This window comes from Pseudomonas xantholysinigenes, from assembly GCF_014268885.2.
Classification (GTDB): domain Bacteria; phylum Pseudomonadota; class Gammaproteobacteria; order Pseudomonadales; family Pseudomonadaceae; genus Aquipseudomonas; species Aquipseudomonas xantholysinigenes.
The window spans coordinates 4,571,053-4,588,536 of record NZ_CP077095.1 but is presented as its reverse complement, the minus strand read 5'-3'; the positions used below and the strand labels follow the sequence as shown (position 1 = coordinate 4,588,536).

Annotated in this window: 19 protein-coding genes and 1 tRNA gene; 14 read left to right on the top strand and 6 right to left on the bottom strand. The window is 63.6% G+C overall.

The annotated features are described in order from the left end of the window. Window positions 1-366: 366 nt before the first annotated feature. Window positions 367-1,350 (bottom strand): hypothetical protein, encoded by a 984-nt coding sequence (locus HU772_RS20560; RefSeq protein ID WP_186658817.1) that lies wholly within the window; start codon window positions 1,348-1,350, stop codon window positions 367-369. A gap of 418 nt (window positions 1,351-1,768) precedes the next feature. On the opposite strand from HU772_RS20560, the gene HU772_RS20555 reads away from it, so the two are divergent. Next, window positions 1,769-2,332 (top strand): GNAT family N-acetyltransferase, encoded by a 564-nt coding sequence (locus tag HU772_RS20555; protein ID WP_134690010.1) that lies wholly within the window; start codon window positions 1,769-1,771, stop codon window positions 2,330-2,332. A 52-nt stretch (window positions 2,333-2,384) separates the two neighbouring features. Continuing rightward, entirely contained in the window at window positions 2,385-2,924 is a 540-nt protein-coding gene (locus tag HU772_RS20550) for a hypothetical protein (protein ID WP_186658814.1), read from the top strand. A 10-nt stretch (window positions 2,925-2,934) separates the two neighbouring features. Here the strand turns inward: HU772_RS20550 and HU772_RS20545 are convergent, their stop codons facing one another. Next, the gene (locus tag HU772_RS20545; protein ID WP_186658811.1) at window positions 2,935-3,402 is read right to left on the bottom strand and encodes a DMT family transporter; all 468 of its coding nucleotides are present in this window, start codon (window positions 3,400-3,402) and stop codon (window positions 2,935-2,937) included. 92 nt (window positions 3,403-3,494) lie between these two features. On the opposite strand from HU772_RS20545, the gene HU772_RS20540 reads away from it, so the two are divergent. Together HU772_RS20540 and HU772_RS20535 are read left to right on the top strand one after the other, a co-directional pair. After that, the gene (locus tag HU772_RS20540) at window positions 3,495-4,415 is read left to right on the top strand and encodes a LysR family transcriptional regulator (RefSeq protein ID WP_186658808.1); all 921 of its coding nucleotides are present in this window, start codon (window positions 3,495-3,497) and stop codon (window positions 4,413-4,415) included. 33 nt (window positions 4,416-4,448) lie between these two features. Then, a complete protein-coding gene (locus HU772_RS20535) occupies window positions 4,449-4,835 on the top strand; it encodes a lysozyme inhibitor LprI family protein (RefSeq protein WP_186658805.1) in 387 nt (128 codons plus the stop codon). Between the two features lie 3 nt (window positions 4,836-4,838). Here HU772_RS20535 and mnmH read toward each other — a convergent pair whose 3' ends face one another. Both mnmH and selD read right to left on the bottom strand, forming a co-directional pair. Further along, window positions 4,839-5,951 (bottom strand): tRNA 2-selenouridine(34) synthase MnmH, encoded by a 1,113-nt coding sequence (mnmH, locus tag HU772_RS20530; protein WP_186658802.1) that lies wholly within the window; start codon window positions 5,949-5,951, stop codon window positions 4,839-4,841. Further along, on the bottom strand, window positions 5,951-6,985 hold the full coding sequence (selD, locus tag HU772_RS20525; RefSeq protein WP_186658799.1) for a selenide, water dikinase SelD: 1,035 nt from the start codon (window positions 6,983-6,985) through the stop codon (window positions 5,951-5,953). The genes mnmH and selD overlap by 1 nt, the downstream gene beginning before the upstream one ends. A gap of 123 nt (window positions 6,986-7,108) precedes the next feature. Between selD and HU772_RS20520 the strand changes: the two genes are divergently transcribed. From HU772_RS20520 to phnE, 4 genes are read left to right on the top strand one after another with little or no spacing between them, the layout of a single operon-like run. Further along, entirely contained in the window at window positions 7,109-7,963 is an 855-nt protein-coding gene (locus HU772_RS20520) for a putative selenate ABC transporter substrate-binding protein (RefSeq protein ID WP_186658796.1), read from the top strand. Continuing rightward, window positions 7,960-8,754, top strand: coding sequence for a phosphonate ABC transporter ATP-binding protein (locus tag HU772_RS20515; RefSeq protein ID WP_186658793.1), 795 nt, complete (start codon window positions 7,960-7,962; stop codon window positions 8,752-8,754). The genes HU772_RS20520 and HU772_RS20515 overlap by 4 nt, the downstream gene beginning before the upstream one ends. Next, complete coding sequence (locus tag HU772_RS20510; RefSeq protein ID WP_186658790.1) at window positions 8,748-9,575, top strand: PhnE/PtxC family ABC transporter permease; 828 nt, start codon at window positions 8,748-8,750, stop codon at window positions 9,573-9,575. The genes HU772_RS20515 and HU772_RS20510 overlap by 7 nt, the downstream gene beginning before the upstream one ends. Further along, entirely contained in the window at window positions 9,572-10,339 is a 768-nt protein-coding gene (phnE, locus tag HU772_RS20505) for a phosphonate ABC transporter, permease protein PhnE (protein ID WP_186658787.1), read from the top strand. The genes HU772_RS20510 and phnE overlap by 4 nt, the downstream gene beginning before the upstream one ends. A 217-nt stretch (window positions 10,340-10,556) precedes the next feature. Here the strand turns inward: phnE and HU772_RS20500 are convergent, their stop codons facing one another. After that, window positions 10,557-11,039, bottom strand: coding sequence for a GNAT family N-acetyltransferase (locus HU772_RS20500; RefSeq protein WP_186658784.1), 483 nt, complete (start codon window positions 11,037-11,039; stop codon window positions 10,557-10,559). A gap of 153 nt (window positions 11,040-11,192) precedes the next feature. After that, a tRNA-Leu gene (locus tag HU772_RS20495) sits at window positions 11,193-11,277 on the bottom strand. 108 nt (window positions 11,278-11,385) lie between these two features. Here HU772_RS20495 and queA point away from each other — a divergent pair. The 6 genes from queA to HU772_RS20465 all read left to right on the top strand — a co-directional run bounded on the left by queA (window position 11,386) and on the right by HU772_RS20465 (window position 17,460). Further along, the gene (gene queA, locus HU772_RS20490) at window positions 11,386-12,435 is read left to right on the top strand and encodes a tRNA preQ1(34) S-adenosylmethionine ribosyltransferase-isomerase QueA (RefSeq protein WP_186658782.1); all 1,050 of its coding nucleotides are present in this window, start codon (window positions 11,386-11,388) and stop codon (window positions 12,433-12,435) included. 14 nt (window positions 12,436-12,449) lie between these two features. Beyond that, window positions 12,450-13,565, top strand: coding sequence for a tRNA guanosine(34) transglycosylase Tgt (tgt, locus tag HU772_RS20485; RefSeq protein ID WP_186659038.1), 1,116 nt, complete (start codon window positions 12,450-12,452; stop codon window positions 13,563-13,565). Window positions 13,566-13,608: 43 nt separating this feature from the next. Beyond that, window positions 13,609-13,944 (top strand): preprotein translocase subunit YajC, encoded by a 336-nt coding sequence (gene yajC, locus HU772_RS20480; RefSeq protein ID WP_010223473.1) that lies wholly within the window; start codon window positions 13,609-13,611, stop codon window positions 13,942-13,944. Window positions 13,945-14,008: 64 nt separating this feature from the next. Then, window positions 14,009-15,871, top strand: coding sequence for a protein translocase subunit SecD (gene secD, locus HU772_RS20475; protein WP_186658779.1), 1,863 nt, complete (start codon window positions 14,009-14,011; stop codon window positions 15,869-15,871). 10 nt (window positions 15,872-15,881) lie between these two features. Further along, window positions 15,882-16,790, top strand: a complete 909-nt coding sequence (gene secF, locus HU772_RS20470; RefSeq protein ID WP_186658776.1) for a protein translocase subunit SecF — start codon at window positions 15,882-15,884, stop codon at window positions 16,788-16,790. Window positions 16,791-16,911: 121 nt separating this feature from the next. Continuing rightward, entirely contained in the window at window positions 16,912-17,460 is a 549-nt protein-coding gene (locus HU772_RS20465) for a glycine zipper 2TM domain-containing protein (RefSeq protein ID WP_134689993.1), read from the top strand. The last annotated feature ends 24 nt before the right edge of the window (window positions 17,461-17,484 follow it).

Sequence of the window (17,484 nt, the reverse complement as noted above, 5' to 3'; positions counted from 1 at the left end):
AAGGATGCTGGTGGTTGCTCTAGAAACCATTATCAAGCGCCCCCTGATTTTATGCTTGGAAAATCACGCCGGGCGAGTACTGTCTTGAAGTATCTTTATTCTGAAGAATGGAGTAGCTACTGCAGACGGTTCTACCTTTATCTGCCGTCAGCCAGTTCTTGGGGATGGATACATAGTAATATTTTCCATCAGGGGTTATCGTAAGCTCTGTTTGTCTTGGCGCGCTACCCTCTGCATGCCAGTAGACCTGAACCTTACTGCCTACGCTAATGCCATGGTAAGACAAATTATATCTGGGGGCGGTGTCTGCGAATGACAGGTAGGCTGGCGGTGCTAAATTTGTGCGGTGACCAATTATCTGTATATTCAGTGGGTGTGAGGTCCACGTCTTTTATTGTTCTCATCTATCTGGCGGCAGACATGGTAATGAACGATTGCAGTCGTGCTCAGGGGGGCTATGAAAACACCAAAGGGTATCTCAAATGCCTGATCTTCCAGCTTGCTGGCTTCTTTTTGCGATGAACGATAGCTCAAGTGTGGCAGATCAATAGATATCGCTATCTTGTCTCCCTTCATACCCGTGTATTTGGGCACGATTATCTTGACGGGAGCGCCTTGCGGTGGATGTAGTTCACCTTCAAGTTTTGGAGGAATGATTCCGTAGTCAACGCTTAATTCCAAAGTCGGTGAGGTTTCTCCTTTTATTGTATAGCGGAGTGTTAGCGAGCCTCCGACGATCGCTTCGACCAGGCCCTTGGCAATGCTGAATGCTGTATGTTGTGCTCCCGCTTCAGCCATTGGTTTAAGTTCAATAGGCGCTCCAGTACCATCGGTTGCGACGACGGTCAGCAGGATTTCATCACCCTCCACGATAGGTGCTACTGTCTTGATCATTACGGTCGCCCCGTCTTCTTTCACTCGGTCCGGACTCAAAACTGAGCCAATGGCTTCTATGACTTCAGGGGCGTTGAGTTCTGGTTCGGGTGTGCCATCGATCACAGTGATGTCCAGTGGATAGGACTTGAGGTTAGGTGCGATTTCATAGTCAATTACCGCGCTCCCGCCCACTACAGCTTTTGCGAGATCATTTTCCAGTTCGATCTTGAGACCGTTGAAGATGTCAGGCCATTGTACGAGATGCTTTTTGTGTTCGGGGTCTAGCTCTTCTTCGTCAGAGGTGGTGCCCAGCCATGTCAGTTTCAGTTCTTTGTCGACGGCGTCGGAGGGGAGGTTTTTAATGATGACATTGAAATTTTTGCCATTTAGAGCGTGCCAGTCTAACTCCCCGCTGAGCGCTTCTTCTATCTCCGGTTTTTCCAGGAATTGGAGGTTGGCTTCCTCAGTAGACATGGCAGTTCCCCTCATAGGTTAATGCAATTCAATGATTGAATACGTCACACCGGTGTGGGTAGTCTGTACTGTACCCACGCATCAATACATGTAACAGAGTCCCTTATGTCTGACACCTGGCAGAAGTGCTAGGCTCTGTACGAAATGTATCTGCACCCGCCCATACTGCGTTGAAGCAGGGCTCGGAATGCTCATGTACTCCAAGTAATGAAATCTGCTTCGCGGGGGGGGGGCTACTCAATGTTTCCGATGCTTGGGTTACAGATTTTCCTGGAGCCACCGAGGCAGGCGCTATCGGGGGTATGAGTAGATAACTGTCTTTATCCACCATTCCTTTCGGCCTATCTCGCACGCGTGCGTCCGGGTACCCACTGACGCTAAACTGTCATCCTCCCCACCACCGGACAGGAGTCCCGGCGTGCCCGACCCCCGCAGTTTCCCCAGCGACCTGTGCCTCGATAGCCCACGCCTGCAACTGCGCCCCATGCGCCACGGCGATGCGCAGCAGTGGCTGACCATCATGGCCGACCCCGAGGTGATGCGTTACTGGTACCACGCCCCCTGGCAGACCCTGGCCGAAGCCGAAAGCGCCCTGGCCGCCGACCGCGAAGCCTATGCCGCCGGCCAGTTGCTCAAGCTGGGCATGTACCGCCGCGACAATGGCGAGCTGATCGGCATGGTCCAACTGTTCAACCTCGAAGAGGGCTCGCGCCGTGGCGAGATCGGCTACTGCCTGGCCAAGTCGGCCCAGGGCCGTGGCTACATGGACGAAGCCCTGACCTGCTTTATCGACTACCTTGCCCACACCCTGCACCTGCGCCGCCTGGAGGCGGAAATCGACCCGCGCAATCAGGGGTCGGCACGCACCCTCGAACGCCAGGGCTTTGTCCTCGAAGGCACCTTGCGCGCACGCTGGTGCGTGGCCGGCGAGTTGTCTGACTCGGGGCTTTACGGCCTGCTACTAGAGCCGCCTGTCGCCTGACGCCCGGGTGCGCTATGGTCGGCGTTCGATATTGGACTGACGGAGTTCGCGGTTGCCTGCCTTCTATTTGACCTGCAGCCTGGCGCTGTACCTGCTGAGCCTGGCCTTCGATGGCGCGCTGACTGGCGCCGGGCGGCACATGCCGGCGTTGCAGATGTTGCTCTACGGGCCTTGGGGGATTGCCTTCGGCCTGTACCAATGGTTCGCCAATCCCCTGCTGGCGCTGGCGATCCTGGCCCATCGGCGCTTTCGCCGGCTGGCCCTTGGCTTCGGCCTGGCGGCCCTGTACCTGGCGGCCAGCAGCTTCACCATCGAGCGTTTGCCCGACAACCAAAGCTACGGCTTCCAGGATCTCACCGGGTTTGGCGCAGGGTTTTACCTGTGGTTGCTGGCGATGCTGGTGTTCTGCGCGGGGCAGGCCTGGTGGTGCTGGAAGGCGCGCTCGGCCGATGACATGCCGGGCTGGCGCTGGCTCGACGTGGCCCTGATCGCGGCCCTGGGCGTGACGCTGTATGCCGCGACACAAATGCCCTCGCTGCGCTTCGAGCCGCACAAGGTGATCGTGCCGCCGGAGCAGCCCCACACATTGTGATCGTACAAGGCTAGCGCGCCGTCCCCCACTGCACCACGGCCATCCCTGCCACGATCATCCCCACCCCGAGCAGGCGCGCCAGGTTCACCGGCCGTTCCGGCAGCCCCATCAAGCCGAACTGGTCGATCAGCAACGACGACAACACCTGCCCGGCCACCACGCAGACGATGAACCCCGCCGCGCCCAGGCGCGGCGTGAGGACCAGCGCGGCGGTGATGTACAGCACCCCGGCAATCCCGCCGCTCCAGGCCCACCACGGCGCCTGCGCCAACGCCTGCACCTGGGGCAACGGTGCGCGCATCAGCAACAACGCCGGTACCAGCATCAACAGGCTGACCAGCAGCGACACCCCCGCCGCCCACAATGGATGCCCCAGCAGGCGACCCAGCGCCGCATTGCTGCCGGCCTGGAAGGGCACGGCGGCGCCAGCCAGCACGGCAATGAGCAAGGGCAGGGTGGCGAAGAGGTTGGCGGGCATGGCGATGTACTCCTGGTCTGAACACTGGCTTCAGTCTCGGTTATGCATTTCAATGATGGAAATTCGAACTTCGCACAGGCTTTATTCGCCCCATGGATGACTTGCGCCGTATCGACCTCAACCTGTTGCTCACCTTGCACGCGCTGCTCAGCGAGCAACATGTCTCCCGCGCCGCCGTGCGCCTGCACCGCAGCCAACCGGCCGTCAGCCACGCCCTGGCACAGTTGCGCGAAATCTTTGCCGACCCGCTGTTGCTGCGTCGGGGCGGTCGGTTGCAACTCAGTGCCCGCGCCGAGGCCCTGCGCGAACCATTGCAACAGGCGTTGCAGCAACTCGATGGCCTGCTCGGCAGCCCTGGCTTCGAGCCAGGCAAAGCCCGGCGTACCTTTCGCCTGGCGATGTCCGACTACGGTGCGCGGGTGGTGCTGCCGGCGCTGATGCGCCTGCTGCGCCGCGAGGCGCCGGGCATCGATGTGGTGGTGGCGCAGGGCAGCCGCGAGGCGATGCTCGGGCAGCTGATCGATGGCGAAGCGGACCTGGCGCTGGGCGTGTTCCCGGAGTTACCGGGAGAAATGGCCCAGCAGGTGCTGTTCGAGGAGTCTTTCGTCTGCCTGGCCGACCGTGCCAGCCTGCCGGCGCGCGGCGGGCTGGACTTGCCCCAGTGGTTGGCCCGGCCCCACGTGCTGGTGGCGGTGCGGGCGGGTATCGACAATGAGATCGACCTGGCCCTTGGCGCCTTGGGCGAGCGTCGCCGTATCGCCTTGACCCTGCCCCATTGGGGCGTGGCCCAGGGCGTGATCGTCGGCACCGACCTGATCCTCACCGTCGCCCGCCGCAGCCTGGCCGGCGCGCGCCTGGACCCAGCCTTGCGCCAGTTTTCGCCGCCCTTGGCCATTGCGCCTTTTGCCTTCGCCCAGGCCTGGCACCCACGCCGCGATGGCGACGCTGGGCACCGCTGGTTGCGCGCGCAGATCGCCGCCTTGTGCGTGAATGAAAGCGCGGCAAGGTGCTAGGCTGTGCCGCGATCACCCAATAAAGGAATGCCCATGTTCAAGCACTATCTGCTCGGCGCCGGTGCCTTGCTGGCGATGGCCTGCGCCCAGGCCGACGACTATTCGTCCACCTACACCCAGTGCATGGACAAGGCCTCCAGTACCTTGGCCATGGGCGCCTGCATCCAGGCCGAGACCAAGTTGCAGGATGACCGTCTCAACCGGGTGTACAAGCAGTTGATGGCCAAGCTCGACGCCCAGCAGCAGAAAGACCTGCGCGAGGTGCAACGCACCTGGATGAAGTACCGCGACGGCAACTGCGCGTTCCACGGCAAGCTGAGCAACGGCAGCATCTACCGTATCGAAGGGGCGATGTGCGAAATGGACATGAGCAAGGACCGCGCCGCCGAGCTGGAGCGAATTCTCAGCCCGGGGCAGTGACCGTCATGCGCTGCGCTGTTGGCGTTTGGCCCGGGCCTTGAGGTACTCGCGCACCTCCACGCCATCGCCGGCAAACTCGATACGGCTCGACTTGGCTTCGCGCTGGTAGGCGTACATCGGGTCGTAGTACTCCTTGAGCAAGCCTTCGATCCAGCTCCGGTGCAGGCTTACATCGCCACTGCGCAGTTGCTCGTCCAGGGCTTGCCCCAGCAGCTCGGACAGGCGCTGGAAGCGCTCGCCGCCGAGGCGCTTGTGGATATTGGCCATGCTCTGGCGCATGCGCTCGGCGAACAGCCGACGGCCATCTTCCTCGCCATTTACCGCTACGAATTCGGCGCACAGGTTGATCACGTAGTCGCGCAGGATGCGTTCCACGCGGTTGGCGAAGCTGTCTTCCAGCCATACCAGCGGGTACTGCTGCATGCCCTGGTACAGCTCCAGCGGCACCGAGCAACTGCCGACGATGCGTCCTTCGTCCTCGAGCACGAACTGCTCTATCCCACGGTCGCGCTTTTTCAGCACATCGATGGCCAGGGTGTTCTCGAAGTCGATCTGCGCCGGCTGCGCCGTGGCACGTTTGCCGAAGCTGGAGCCACGGTGGTTGGCATGGCCTTCGAGGTCGAGCACGTTGTCCAGCTGGTGCAGCACGTCGGTCTTGCCGGTGCCGGTGAGCCCACCCACCAGCACGAAGTCGCACTGCTCGACGGCTTGCTGGGTGGTTTCCAGTAGCAGGGTACGCATGGCCTTGTAGCCGCCGACGACTTTCGGGTACTGGATGCCGGCTTCCTTGAGCCAGCCCTGGACGATCTGCGAACGCAGGCCGCCACGGAAGCAGTACAGGTAGCCTTCGGGGTGGGCCTGGGCGAAGGCCGCCCAGGCGTCCAGGCGTTGCTGCTTGAGCACGCCGTTGACCAGTTGGTGGCCCAGGGCGATGGCGGCGGCCTGGCCCTGCTGCTTGTAGCAGGTACCGACCTTCTGCCGCTCCTGGTCGGTCATCAGCGGCAGGTTGACCACGCCGGGGAAGGCGCCTTTGGCAAACTCGATTGGGGCGCGCATGTCCATAAGCGGCACATCGTCGAGGAACAGCTGTTTCAGCTCGGTGCAGTCGGGGCGCATCAGATCACCTCGACCGCGTGGCTCTGTCGCTCGACCAGCGCGCCGATGGGCGCCAGGTCCAGGCCCAGTTCCCGGGCCACGGCGAGGAACTCGGCCTCACCTTCGGGGCTGACCGCCACCAGCAGGCCACCGCTGGTCTGCGGGTCGCACAGCAGGTGCTTCTGGTCGTCGCTCAGGGCCCCGATCTTGTGCCCATAGCTTTCGTAGTTGCGCAGGGTCCCGCCGGGAATGCAGCCCTCGGCCAGGTAGTAGTCGACGCTGGACAGGCGTGGCACGGCGTCGAACTGCAAGCGCGCGGTCAGGCCGCTGCCTTCGGCGACTTCGACCAGGTGGCCGAGCAGGCCGAAACCGGTGACGTCGGTCATCGCCAGCACGCCATCGAGCTTGCCGAAGCGGCTGCCCGGGGTGTTGAGGGTGCACATCCAGTCACGGGCCAGGCCCTGGTCCTGCTCGCGCAGCTTGGCCTTCTTCTCGGCGGTGGTGAGAATGCCGATGCCCAGCGGCTTGGTCAGGTACAGCTTGCAGCCGACACGGGCGGTGTCGTTGCGCTTGAGGTGGCGCTTGCTGACCACGCCGGTGACGGCCAGGCCGAAGATCGGCTCGGGGGCGTCGATGGAGTGGCCGCCGGCCAGCGGAATGCCGGCTTCGGCGCACACCGCGCGGCCACCACGGATCACTTCGCGGGCCACTTCCGGCGGCAGCAGGTTGACGGGCCAGCCGAGGATGGCGATGGCCATCAGCGGATCGCCGCCCATGGCGTAGATGTCGCTGATGGCGTTGGTGGCGGCGATGCGGCCGAAGTCGTACGGGTCATCGACGATGGGCATGAAGAAGTCGGTGGTCGAGACCACGCCGCGTTCGTCGTCCAGGGCATAGACCGCGGCGTCGTCGCGCGAGGCGTTGCCGACCCAGAGTTTCGGGTCCAGGGCCTGGGTGCCGCTCTCGGCGAGGATCACATCCAGCACCTTGGGGGAAATCTTGCAGCCACAGCCAGCGCCGTGGCTGTACTGGGTCAGACGAATCGGCTCGCTCATACGCACCTCGGATTTTCGTGATGGGCGATTGTAGCAAAGCTGACCTTTGCGCCTGCGCCTCTTATAATTCCACTCCGTCGGCGTCTTGCCGCACCTTCCCCGCTATTGAACCGGAGAACCCCCATGTTCAAACGCCCCCTGGCACTTGCTGCCGGCCTCGCGCTGTCCTGCTGCGCCGTTTTCGCCCAGGCTGCCGAGGTACTGCGCGTCAGCGCCATTCCCGACGAAGCGCCGACCGAGCTGCTGCGCAAGTTCAAGCCGTTGGGTGAATACCTCGAGCAGCAGTTGGGCATGAAGGTGCAGTTCGTGCCGGTGGCCGACTATCCGGCAGTGGTCGAGTCGCTGGCCAGCAACCGTCTGGACATGGCCTGGCTCGGCGGTTTCACCTTCGTCCAGGTGCACCTGAAAGACCCGACCGCGACGCCGCTGGTGCAGCGTGAGCAGGACGCCCAGTTCACCTCCAAGTTCATCACCGCCAACCCGGACGTGAAGAGCCTGGCCGACCTCAAGGGCAAGACCTTCGCCTTCGGCTCGATCTCGTCCACCTCCGGCAGCCTGATGCCGCGCTACTTCATGTTGAAGCAAGACAACATCAAGCCCGAGAGCTACTTCAGCCGCGTCGCCTATTCCGGCGCCCACGATGCCACCGTGGCCTGGGTGCAGGCAGGCAAGGTCGATGCCGGCGTGCTCAACGCCAGCGTGTGGCAGAAGCTGGTCGATGCCGGCAAGGTCGATACCAGCAAGGTCAAGGTGTTCGCCACCACGCCGACCTACTACGACTACAACTGGACCGTGCGCGGCAATATGGACCCGGCGCTCAAAGACAAGATCAAGCAGGCGTTCCTCGCCCTGGACCCGGCCAAGCCTGCCGACAAGGCGATCCTCGACCTGCAGGCCGCCAGCCGCTTCATCGAGACCCAGCCCGAGAACTACCAGGGCACCGAGCAAGCCGCGCGTGAGGCCGGCCTGCTCAAGTGACTATTCGTCTGCAAGGGGCCAGCCTGCGCCACGGCCAGGTCCAGGCCCTGAACACCGTTGACCTGCGGATCGACCAGGGTGAGCGGGTGGCAATCATCGGCCCGTCCGGGGCGGGCAAGTCGAGCCTGCTGCACCTGATGGCCACCGCCGTGCAACCCAGCGCCGGGCAACTGACGCTGCTCGACGCCCAGCCCTGGGCGTTGTCGGCATCTGCGCGGCAACGCTTGCGGGCACGGGTGGCACTGGTGCACCAGGCGCCGCCCTTGCCGCCGCGTCAGCGGGTGGTGACGGCGGTGCTGGCCGGGCGCCTGGGGCAATGGGGCACCCTGCGCGGGTTGCTCAACCTGCTGCACCCAAGTGATGTGCCGGGCGCGCGCCAGGCCCTTGCCGAACTGGGGCTGGCGGACAAGCTGTTCGTCCAGTGCGGGCAGTTGTCCGGCGGCCAGTTGCAGCGAGTCGGCATCGCCCGGGCGCTGTACCAGCGCCCGCAGGTGCTGCTGGCCGACGAGCCGGTCTCGGCGATGGACCCGGTGCTGGCCGAGCACAGCCTGGCACTGCTCAACCGCCATGCCCAGGCCCACGGCGTGACCCTGGTCGCCAGCCTGCACGCGGTGGAGCTGGCGTTGGCGCACTTCCCCCGCATTATTGGTATCCGCGAAGGGCAGGTGGTCTTCGATTGCCCGGCTGACGCGGTGAGCGAAAGCTTGCTGGATGCGCTGTACGCCAATGAACAGTTGGCTGCGCCGGTCAGCGCCGGCGCGACCCTGACGGTGCAGATCCCGCGATGCTGAGTGCCGATGCCCGCGACCCAGCAGCGTTACCTCGCCTGTTGTTGACCTTGCTGTGCCTGGCGTTGCTGTGGCCCGGCTTGCAATTGAGCGAACTGAACCCCGGTGTGTTGTTGCAGGCGGATAACCGTCAGCAGATGGCCGGTTTCGTCAGTGGTTTCTGGCCGCCGGCTCACGATCACGACTTCCTTGGCCTGCTGTGGCAGGCCACCTTGCAGACCTTGGCCGTGGCCACTGCCGGCATGGCCCTGGCACTGCTGCTGGCGGTGCCGGCCAGCCTGCTGGCCAGCCGCGCCCTGTCGCTGCGCGCCGCCTCGCGCGGCGGGCGCCCGGGGTTCTGGTCGCGCGCCGTGCGCTTGCCGGTGCGCGGCTTGCTGGTGTTCTTGCGTAGCGTGCCGGAGATTGTCTGGGCGTTGCTGTTCGTCCGTGCCGTGGGCCTGGGCCCGACTGCAGGGGTGCTGGCCATCGCCATCACCTACAGCGGCATGCTCGGCAAGGTCTATGCGGAAATCTTCGAGTCAGTCGACCAACGCCCGGCCCATGCCTTGCTGCAGGCCGGCAGCGGCCGCTTGGCGGCCTTCTGCTACGGCATCCTGCCCAATGCCGCGGCCGAGGTGGTGTCGTACACCGTCTACCGCTGGGAATGCGCGGTGCGCGCCTCGGTGGTGATGGGCTTCGTCGGTGCCGGTGGCCTGGGGCAACAGATCGACCTGTCGATGCGCATGTTCGCCGGCGACCAGGTGGCGAGCATGCTGCTGGCGTTCCTGCTGCTGGTGGTGCTGGCTGATCTGCTCAGCCGCTTCCTGCGTGGGAGGCTGGCATGAACCGGGCAATCAACTTGCTGGTGCTGCTGGGCATCGTCGTGGCGGTGGTGGCCTCGTTCGCCTACCTGGAGCTGGACCTGCATGCCGTGGTCGGCGATGGCGGGCTGGGGCAGATGGCCGAGTACGCGGGGCGCTTCCTGCAACCGGACCTATCACTCGAGCACCTGCGCGCGGTGGGCCGGGGCGCGCTGGAGACCCTGGCGATGTCCGGGCTTGGCACCTTGCTGGCGATGCTGCTGGGCATGTTGCTGGCACTGCCGGCGGCCGGCCGATTCGGTTGGCCGCTGCAAGGGGCGGCGCGCTTGTTGCTCAATGCGCTGCGGGCGATTCCCGAGCTGGTGTGGGCGGCATTGACCGTGCTCGCTGCCGGGCTTGGGCCCAACGCCGGCACGCTGGCCTTGGCGCTGCATACCGCCGGGGTGCTCGGTCGCCTGTTCGCCGAGGCCTTGGAAAACGCCCCGCCGGAGCCGGCGGCGGCGATTCGCCTGCAGGGCGGCAGCCAGGTGGCGGCGTTCTGTTTCGGCACCTTGCCCAACCTGTGGCCGCAGCTGCTGGCCTACAGCCTGTACCGCTGGGAGAACAACATCCGCATGGCCAGCGTGCTCGGTTTTGTAGGTGCGGGTGGCTTGGGGCAGATGCTCTACACCACCCTGAGCCTGTTCCAGGAGGCCCAGGCCAGCACGGTGATCATCGCCATGTTGGTGTTGGTGTTGGTGGTGGATGCCTTCAGCGACGTGCTGCGCCAGCGGTATGTGAGGGCTTGATGGGGCTTGGGGCTGCTGTGGGCGTGACGCAGTCTCTGTGGGAGCAACTGTCTGGCTGATATTGCGCAATCTGGCGCGATCTCTGTGGGAGCGGGCTCGCCCGCGAAGCAAGCGACGCAGTGTCTGGCACCGGCTGTGCCGGTGTTCGCGGCTGAAGCCGCTCCCACAGCGACCGCGCTAGCTTTAGCAGTTGAGCAAGACAGTTGCTCCCACAGGGTTATTCGTTCCAACTTTGCTTCATTTGCACCAGTGCCACCCGGCTGCCATCCGGTGCTCGCCGCTCTTCGATCGCGAACGGCACAAAGCCCAGCTGTGGATAAAGCAGCAACCCTGCGGTGTTGTGATTGAAGCAAGACACCCACACCTCTCGCGCGGCGAACTGGTCACGGGCCAAGGCGATCATGCTTTGCACCAGGTAACGCGCCACGCCCTTGCCCCGTGCCGCCGGTGCCACCACCACGTTGCCGAGCGCGCAGATGCCGCCGTGTTCGGCTTTGTAGAAGTTGGCGAAGCCTACGAGCACGCCATCGGCCTCGACCACCGTCGAGCCGCTGCGCTGGGCGATGGCGTCGTTCAGTTGTGCGGGGGTTAGGGGGTAGGTGGCCTTGGGGAACATGTAGAACAGTTCGTCTGGGCCGTGTGGAAAGCAGCAAAGGGCAGGAATATCGGCACTCGCGACGGGGCGGTTGTGCAATTTCATTGGCTGACTACCTTCGCAAACATTGTGCGGTGAGCTGTATGGGCTCTATTTGAGCTCCATTGAGCTGGGTTGGGCAACACCCCATCGCGGTAGATTTGGTAGCAAATCCCAGGCACAAAAAAACCGACCATAAGGTCGGTTTTTTCTGGATCTTGGTGCCCCGAGGGAGACTCGAACTCCCACTCCTTTCGAAAACGGATTTTGAATCCGCCGCGTCTACCAATTCCGCCATCAGGGCTTGTGGCGCCGCAGTATAGAGAGGTCGCCCAAGTCGGTCAATCGGCTTTCATGGTCAATTTTCATGCATTGGGCTAAACTTCCCGGCCCTGTCGAACCGAACATCATCATGCGCGTCGCCGATTTCTCCTTCGAACTTCCAGACTCCCTCATCGCCCGCCACCCCCTGGCCGAGCGTCACGGCAGCCGCCTGCTCGTGCTCGACGGCCCCAGCGGCGAGCTGGCCCACAAGCAGTTCACCGACCTGCTCGACTACCTGCGCCCCGGCGACCTGATGGTGTTCAACAACACCCGGGTGATCCCGGCGCGGCTGTTCGGCCAGAAAGCCTCCGGCGGCAAGCTGGAAGTGCTGGTCGAGCGGGTGCTCGACAGCCATCGCGTGCTGGCCCATGTGCGCGCCAGCAAGGCGCCGAAAGAGGGCGCGCAGATCCTCATCGACGGCGGTGGCGAGGCCGAGATGGTCGCTCGCCACGAGACGCTGTTCGAGCTGCGCTTCAACGAAGAAGTGCTGCCGCTGCTCGAGCGCGTTGGCCACATGCCGCTGCCGCCGTACATCGACCGCCCCGACGAGGGCGCCGACCGCGAGCGCTACCAGACCGTCTACGCCGAGCGCGCCGGCGCGGTCGCCGCGCCCACTGCCGGGCTGCACTTCGATGAGTCGCTGCTGGAGAAGATCGCCGCCAAGGGCGTCGAGCGGGCCTTCGTCACCCTGCACGTGGGCGCGGGCACCTTCCAGCCGGTGCGGGTCGACAAGATCGAAGACCACACCATGCATAAAGAGTGGCTCGAAGTGAGCCAGGACGTGGTCGACGCGGTGCAAGCCTGTCGCGCCCGGGGCGGGCGGGTCATCGCCGTGGGCACCACCAGCGTGCGCTCGCTGGAAAGCGCGGCGCGCGATGGCGAGCTCAAGGCCTTCAGTGGCGATACCGATATCTTCATCTTCCCGGGCCGGCCGTTCCATGTGGTCGATTGCCTGGTCACCAATTTCCACCTGCCGGAGTCCACGCTGCTGATGCTGGTCTCGGCCTTCGCCGGTTACCCCGAGACCATGGCTGCCTACGCGGCGGCGGTCGAGCACGGTTACCGCTTCTTCAGTTACGGTGATGCCATGTTCATCACCCGCAATCCGGCGCCACGCGGCCCAGAGGATCAAGCATGAGTCGCACCTGTCGAATGTCGTTCGAACTGCTGGCCACCGACGGCAAGGCCCGTCGTGGCCGCCTGACCTTCCCCCGTGGCACCGTCGAGACCCCGGCCTTCATGCCGGTGGGCACCTACGGCACGGTTAAGGGCATGCTGCCGCGCGATATCGAGGCCATCGGCGCCGAGATCATCCTCGGCAACACCTTCCACCTGTGGCTGCGCCCAGGCACCGAGGTCATCAAGAAACACAACGGCCTGCACGACTTCATGCAATGGAAAGGCCCTATCCTCACCGATTCCGGTGGTTTCCAGGTGTTCAGCCTGGGCGCCATGCGCAAGATCAAGGAGGAGGGCGTGACTTTCGCCTCGCCGGTGGATGGCTCTAAAGTGTTCATGGGCCCGGAAGAGTCCATGCAGGTCCAGCGCGACCTGGGCTCGGACATCGTGATGATCTTCGACGAGTGCACGCCGTATCCGGCTGAGCACGACGTGGCGCGCACCTCGATGGAGCTGTCGCTGCGCTGGGCCCAGCGTTCGAAGAATGCCCACGGCGACAACACCGCGGCGCTGTTCGGTATCGTCCAGGGCGGTATGTACCAGGACCTGCGCATGCGCTCGCTGGAAGCGCTGGTCAACATCGACTTCGACGGCCTGGCCATCGGCGGCCTGTCGGTGGGCGAGCCCAAGCACGAGATGATCAAGGTGCTGGACTACCTGCCGGCGCAAATGCCCGCTGACAAACCTCGTTACCTTATGGGGGTAGGCAAGCCGGAAGATCTTGTAGAGGGTGTGCGCCGCGGCGTCGACATGTTCGACTGCGTGATGCCTACCCGCAATGCGCGCAACGGCCACCTGTTCGTCGATACAGGGGTGATCAAGATCCGCAACGCCTTCCATCGCCACGATGAATCGCCGCTGGATCCGACCTGCGATTGCTATACCTGCAGCAACTTCTCCCGCGCTTATCTGCACCATCTGGACAAGTGCGGCGAAATGCTGAGCAGCATGCTGAATACCATCCACAACTTGCGCCATTACCAGCGCTTGATGGCCGGTTTACGCGAAGCTATCCAACAAGGTAAATTGGCCGCCTTTGTCGACGCCTTCTACGCCAAGCGCGGGCTGCCTGTGCCGCCCTTGGACTGACTGTTCGCATCCATTATTAGAAAATTAGCATTAGGAGTGCCCAATGAGCTTCTTGATCCCCGCCGCTTACGCGGACGCAGCAGCCCCAGCCGCCGGCCCAGCCGGTACCGGCTTCGAGTGGATTTTCCTGGTCGGTTTCCTGGTCATCTTCTACCTGATGATCTGGCGCCCGCAGGCCAAGCGTGCCAAAGAGCAGAAAAACCTGCTGAGCAACCTGCAAAAAGGTGACGAAGTGGTTACCAACGGCGGCATCGCCGGCAAGATCGTCAAGGTCGCCGATGACTTCGTGGTGCTGGAAGTGTCCGACAATGTCGAACTGAAGTTCCAGAAGGGCGCCGTTGCCGCGACCCTGCCAAAAGGTACGCTCAAGGCTATCTGAGTTACCGGTTTCATTTTTCCAGTCGGGGCGCGCAAAGCGCCCCGCGTCTTGAACGGGCGGCGTGATGCTGAACAAATACCCTCTGTGGAAATACCTGCTGATCGTGGTGGTACTGGCGGTCGGCTTCATTTATTCCGCACCCAACCTCTACCCGGATGATCCGGCGGTGCAGATCAGCGGCGCCAGTTCCGCCCTGCATGTCAGCCAGGCCGACCTCGACCGCGTCACCAAGGCGCTGGGCGATGCCGGCATCACCGTCAAGGGCGGCAGCCTGGGCGAGAAGGGCAGTGCCCTGGTGCGCCTGACCAACCAGGAAGACCAGCTGCCAGCCAAGGATGTGGCGCGCAAGGCCCTCGGCGACGACTATGTCGTGGCCCTGAACCTGGCCCAGACCACCCCGCAGTGGCTGCGCAACCTGGGTGCCAGCCCGATGAAGCTCGGCCTGGACCTGTCCGGTGGCGTGCACTTCCTGCTGGAAGTGGACATGGACAAGGCCATGACCGCGCGCATGAAAGTCTACGAAGGCGAGGTCAAGACCTTGCTGCGCAAAGAGCGCGTCCGCTACCGCAGCCTGCCCCAGCAGGACGGCGGCATCATGCTGGGCTTCGCCGACGATGCGACCCGCGAGCAGGCCCGCAGCCTGATCCGCAAGAATTTCAATGATTTCGACCTGACCACCACCGAGCGCAGCGAACTTGCTGTGCTGCGCCTGGCCCTGACCCAGGCCAAGGTCGCCGAAATCCGCGAATACTCCATCAAGCAGAACCTGACCACCGTTCGCAACCGTGTGAACGAGCTGGGCGTGGCCGAGCCGCTGGTCCAGCGCCAGGGCGCCAACCGCATCGTGGTCGAGCTGCCGGGCGTGCAGGACACCGCCGAGGCCAAGCGTATCCTCGGCAAGACCGCCAACCTGGAGTTCCGCTTCGGCGCCGAGCCGGGTGCCTCCAAGGCCACCACCGAGGTGTTCGAGTTCCGCGAAGGCGGCCGCTCCGCCGCGGTCGAGCGCGGCCTGATCATCACTGGTGACCAGGTGACCGACGCCCAGGCCAGCTTCGACGAGCACGGTCGCCCGCAGGTGAACATTCGCCTCGACGGCCACGGCGGCGAGCTGATGAGCCGCGCCACCCGCAGCAACGTCGGGCGCAGCATGGCGGTGATCTTCATCGAGCAGAAGCCGGTCACCCGCTACCAGAAGCAGACCGTCGACGGTGTCGAGAAAGAAGTCGCGGTGCAGACCTTCCAGGAAGAGAAGAAGATCATCAGCCTGGCGACCATCCAGTCGCCGCTGGGCAGCCAGTTCCGCATCACCGGCCTGAACGGCCAGGGTGAGTCGTCCGAACTGGCCCTGCTGCTGCGTGCTGGTGGCCTGGCCGCGCCGATGTACTTCGCCGAAGAACGTACCATCGGCCCAAGCCTGGGTGCCGACAACATCACCAAGGGTATCGATGCGTCCCTGTGGGGCATGCTGTTCGTCTCGCTGTTCATCATCGCCATCTATCGCGCCTTCGGTGTGCTGGCGACCATCGCCCTGGCGGGCAACATGGTCCTGCTGCTGGCGCTGATGTCGCTGCTGGGCGCTACCCTGACCCTGCCGGGTATCGCCGGTATCGTGTTGACCATGGGCATGGCGGTGGACGCCAACGTGCTGATCTTCTCGCGTATCCGCGAAGAGATCGCCGCCGGCATGTCGGTGCAGCGCGCCATCCACGAAGGCTTCAACCGTGCCTACTCGGCGATCGTCGACGCCAACCTGACCACCCTGCTGGTCGGCGGTATCCTGTTCGCCATGGGTACCGGCCCGGTCAAGGGCTTCGCGGTCACCATGTCCCTCGGGATTTTCACCTCGATGTTCACCGCCGTCATGGTGACCCGCGCACTGGTCAACCTGACCTGCGGCGGGCGTGACATCAAGAAGCTGTGGGTTTGAGGGAGCTGCGATGAAAACCATCAACTTCATGGGCGTGCGCAATGTCGCGTTCGCCATCACCGTGCTGCTGACCGTGCTGGCGCTGTTCAGCTGGTGGCACAAGGGCCTGAACTTCGGTCTGGACTTCACCGGCGGCACGCTGATCGAGCTCACCTACGAGCGCCCGGCGGACCTGGAAAAGGTGCGTACCGAGCTGGTCGGCTCCGGCTTCCACGATGCCGTGGTGCAAAGCTTTGGCGCCACCACCGACCTGCTGGTGCGCATGCCGGGTGATGACGCGCAGCTGGGCAACAAGGTCGCCGCAGCGCTGCAAAAGATCGGCGGCGACAACCCAGCTACGGTCAAGCGCGTCGAGTTCGTCGGCCCGCAGGTGGGTGAAGAGCTGCGCGACCAGGGCGGCCTCGGCATGCTCCTGGCCCTGGGCGGCATCCTCATCTACCTGGCCTTCCGCTTCCAGTGGAAGTTCGCCGTGGGCGCGATCATCTCGCTGATCCACGACGTGGTGGTGACCCTGGGCATCCTGTCGTTCTTCCAGATCACCTTCGACCTCACCGTACTCGCGGCGGTACTGGCGATCATTGGTTACTCGCTCAACGACACCATCGTCGTGTTCGACCGGGTGCGCGAGAACTTCCGCGTGATGCGCAAGGCCTCGCTGATCGAGAACATCAACATCTCGACCACCCAGACCCTGCTGCGTACGGTCGCCACTTCGGTATCGACCCTGCTGGCGATCGCCGCGTTGCTGTTCTTCGGCGGCGACAACCTGTTCGGCTTCTCCCTGGCGCTGTTCATCGGCGTCATGGCGGGTACCTACTCGTCGATCTACATCGCCAACGTGGTGCTGATCTGGCTGAACCTGAACAGCGAAGACCTGATCCCGCCGGTGAAGAACGAGGGCGTGGACGAGCGTCCGTAAGGCTTCGTCCTGCGCCGCCCGGCGCAAAGAAAGGCGCGAGTGTTGAACTCGCGCCTTTTTTTTTGCTCCAAGGCAGGGAGAAGGCGGGCCAAGACCCCGCGGGTATGACTAGGAGGTTCGCGTGAACAAATCAATGCTGGTGGGTGCGGTACTGGGTGCTGTCGGTGTAACCGCCGGAGGTGCTGTGGCGACCTACAGCTTGGTCAACAAGGGGCCTGAATACGCCCAGGTCACTGACGTGCAGCCGATCAAGGAAACCATCAAGACGCCGCGCCAGGTGTGCAAGGACGTGGCCGTGACGCGCCAGGCGCCGGTCAAGGACCAGCACCAGATCGCCGGCACCGTGGTTGGTGCCCTCGCTGGCGGCCTGCTGGGCAACCAGATCGGCGGCGGTACCGGCAAGAAGATCGCCACGGTGGCCGGTGCGGTCGGTGGTGGTTATGCGGGCAACAAGGCCCAGGAGTACATGCAGGAGCGTGACACCTACACCACCACCCAGACGCGCTGCAACACGGTCAATGACCTGAGCGAGAAGGTAGTGGGGTACAACGTGACCTATTCCATCGGTGACCAGGTGGGCAAGGTGAAGATGGACCGGGATCCGGGTTCGACCATTCCGTTGGACAAGAATGGCAAGCTGGTACTGAGCCAGAATCAGCCGGGGCAGTGAGCCTTTTGCAGGCTGCTTTTCTGT

Coding starts and splice junctions, on each gene's coding strand:
- HU772_RS20560 (WP_186658817.1), bottom strand. CDS start 1,350: ATGTCTACTGAGGAAGCCAACCTCCAATTCCTGGAAAAACCGGAGATA.
- HU772_RS20545 (WP_186658811.1), bottom strand. CDS start 3,402: ATGCCCGCCAACCTCTTCGCCACCCTGCCCTTGCTCATTGCCGTGCTG.
- HU772_RS20540 (WP_186658808.1), top strand. CDS start 3,495: ATGGATGACTTGCGCCGTATCGACCTCAACCTGTTGCTCACCTTGCAC.
- HU772_RS20535 (WP_186658805.1), top strand. CDS start 4,449: ATGTTCAAGCACTATCTGCTCGGCGCCGGTGCCTTGCTGGCGATGGCC.
- mnmH (WP_186658802.1), bottom strand. CDS start 5,951: ATGCGCCCCGACTGCACCGAGCTGAAACAGCTGTTCCTCGACGATGTG.
- selD (WP_186658799.1), bottom strand. CDS start 6,985: ATGAGCGAGCCGATTCGTCTGACCCAGTACAGCCACGGCGCTGGCTGT.
- HU772_RS20520 (WP_186658796.1), top strand. CDS start 7,109: ATGTTCAAACGCCCCCTGGCACTTGCTGCCGGCCTCGCGCTGTCCTGC.
- HU772_RS20510 (WP_186658790.1), top strand. CDS start 8,748: ATGCTGAGTGCCGATGCCCGCGACCCAGCAGCGTTACCTCGCCTGTTG.
- phnE (WP_186658787.1), top strand. CDS start 9,572: ATGAACCGGGCAATCAACTTGCTGGTGCTGCTGGGCATCGTCGTGGCG.
- HU772_RS20500 (WP_186658784.1), bottom strand. CDS start 11,039: ATGAAATTGCACAACCGCCCCGTCGCGAGTGCCGATATTCCTGCCCTT.
- queA (WP_186658782.1), top strand. CDS start 11,386: ATGCGCGTCGCCGATTTCTCCTTCGAACTTCCAGACTCCCTCATCGCC.
- tgt (WP_186659038.1), top strand. CDS start 12,450: ATGTCGTTCGAACTGCTGGCCACCGACGGCAAGGCCCGTCGTGGCCGC.
- yajC (WP_010223473.1), top strand. CDS start 13,609: ATGAGCTTCTTGATCCCCGCCGCTTACGCGGACGCAGCAGCCCCAGCC.
- secD (WP_186658779.1), top strand. CDS start 14,009: ATGCTGAACAAATACCCTCTGTGGAAATACCTGCTGATCGTGGTGGTA.
- secF (WP_186658776.1), top strand. CDS start 15,882: ATGAAAACCATCAACTTCATGGGCGTGCGCAATGTCGCGTTCGCCATC.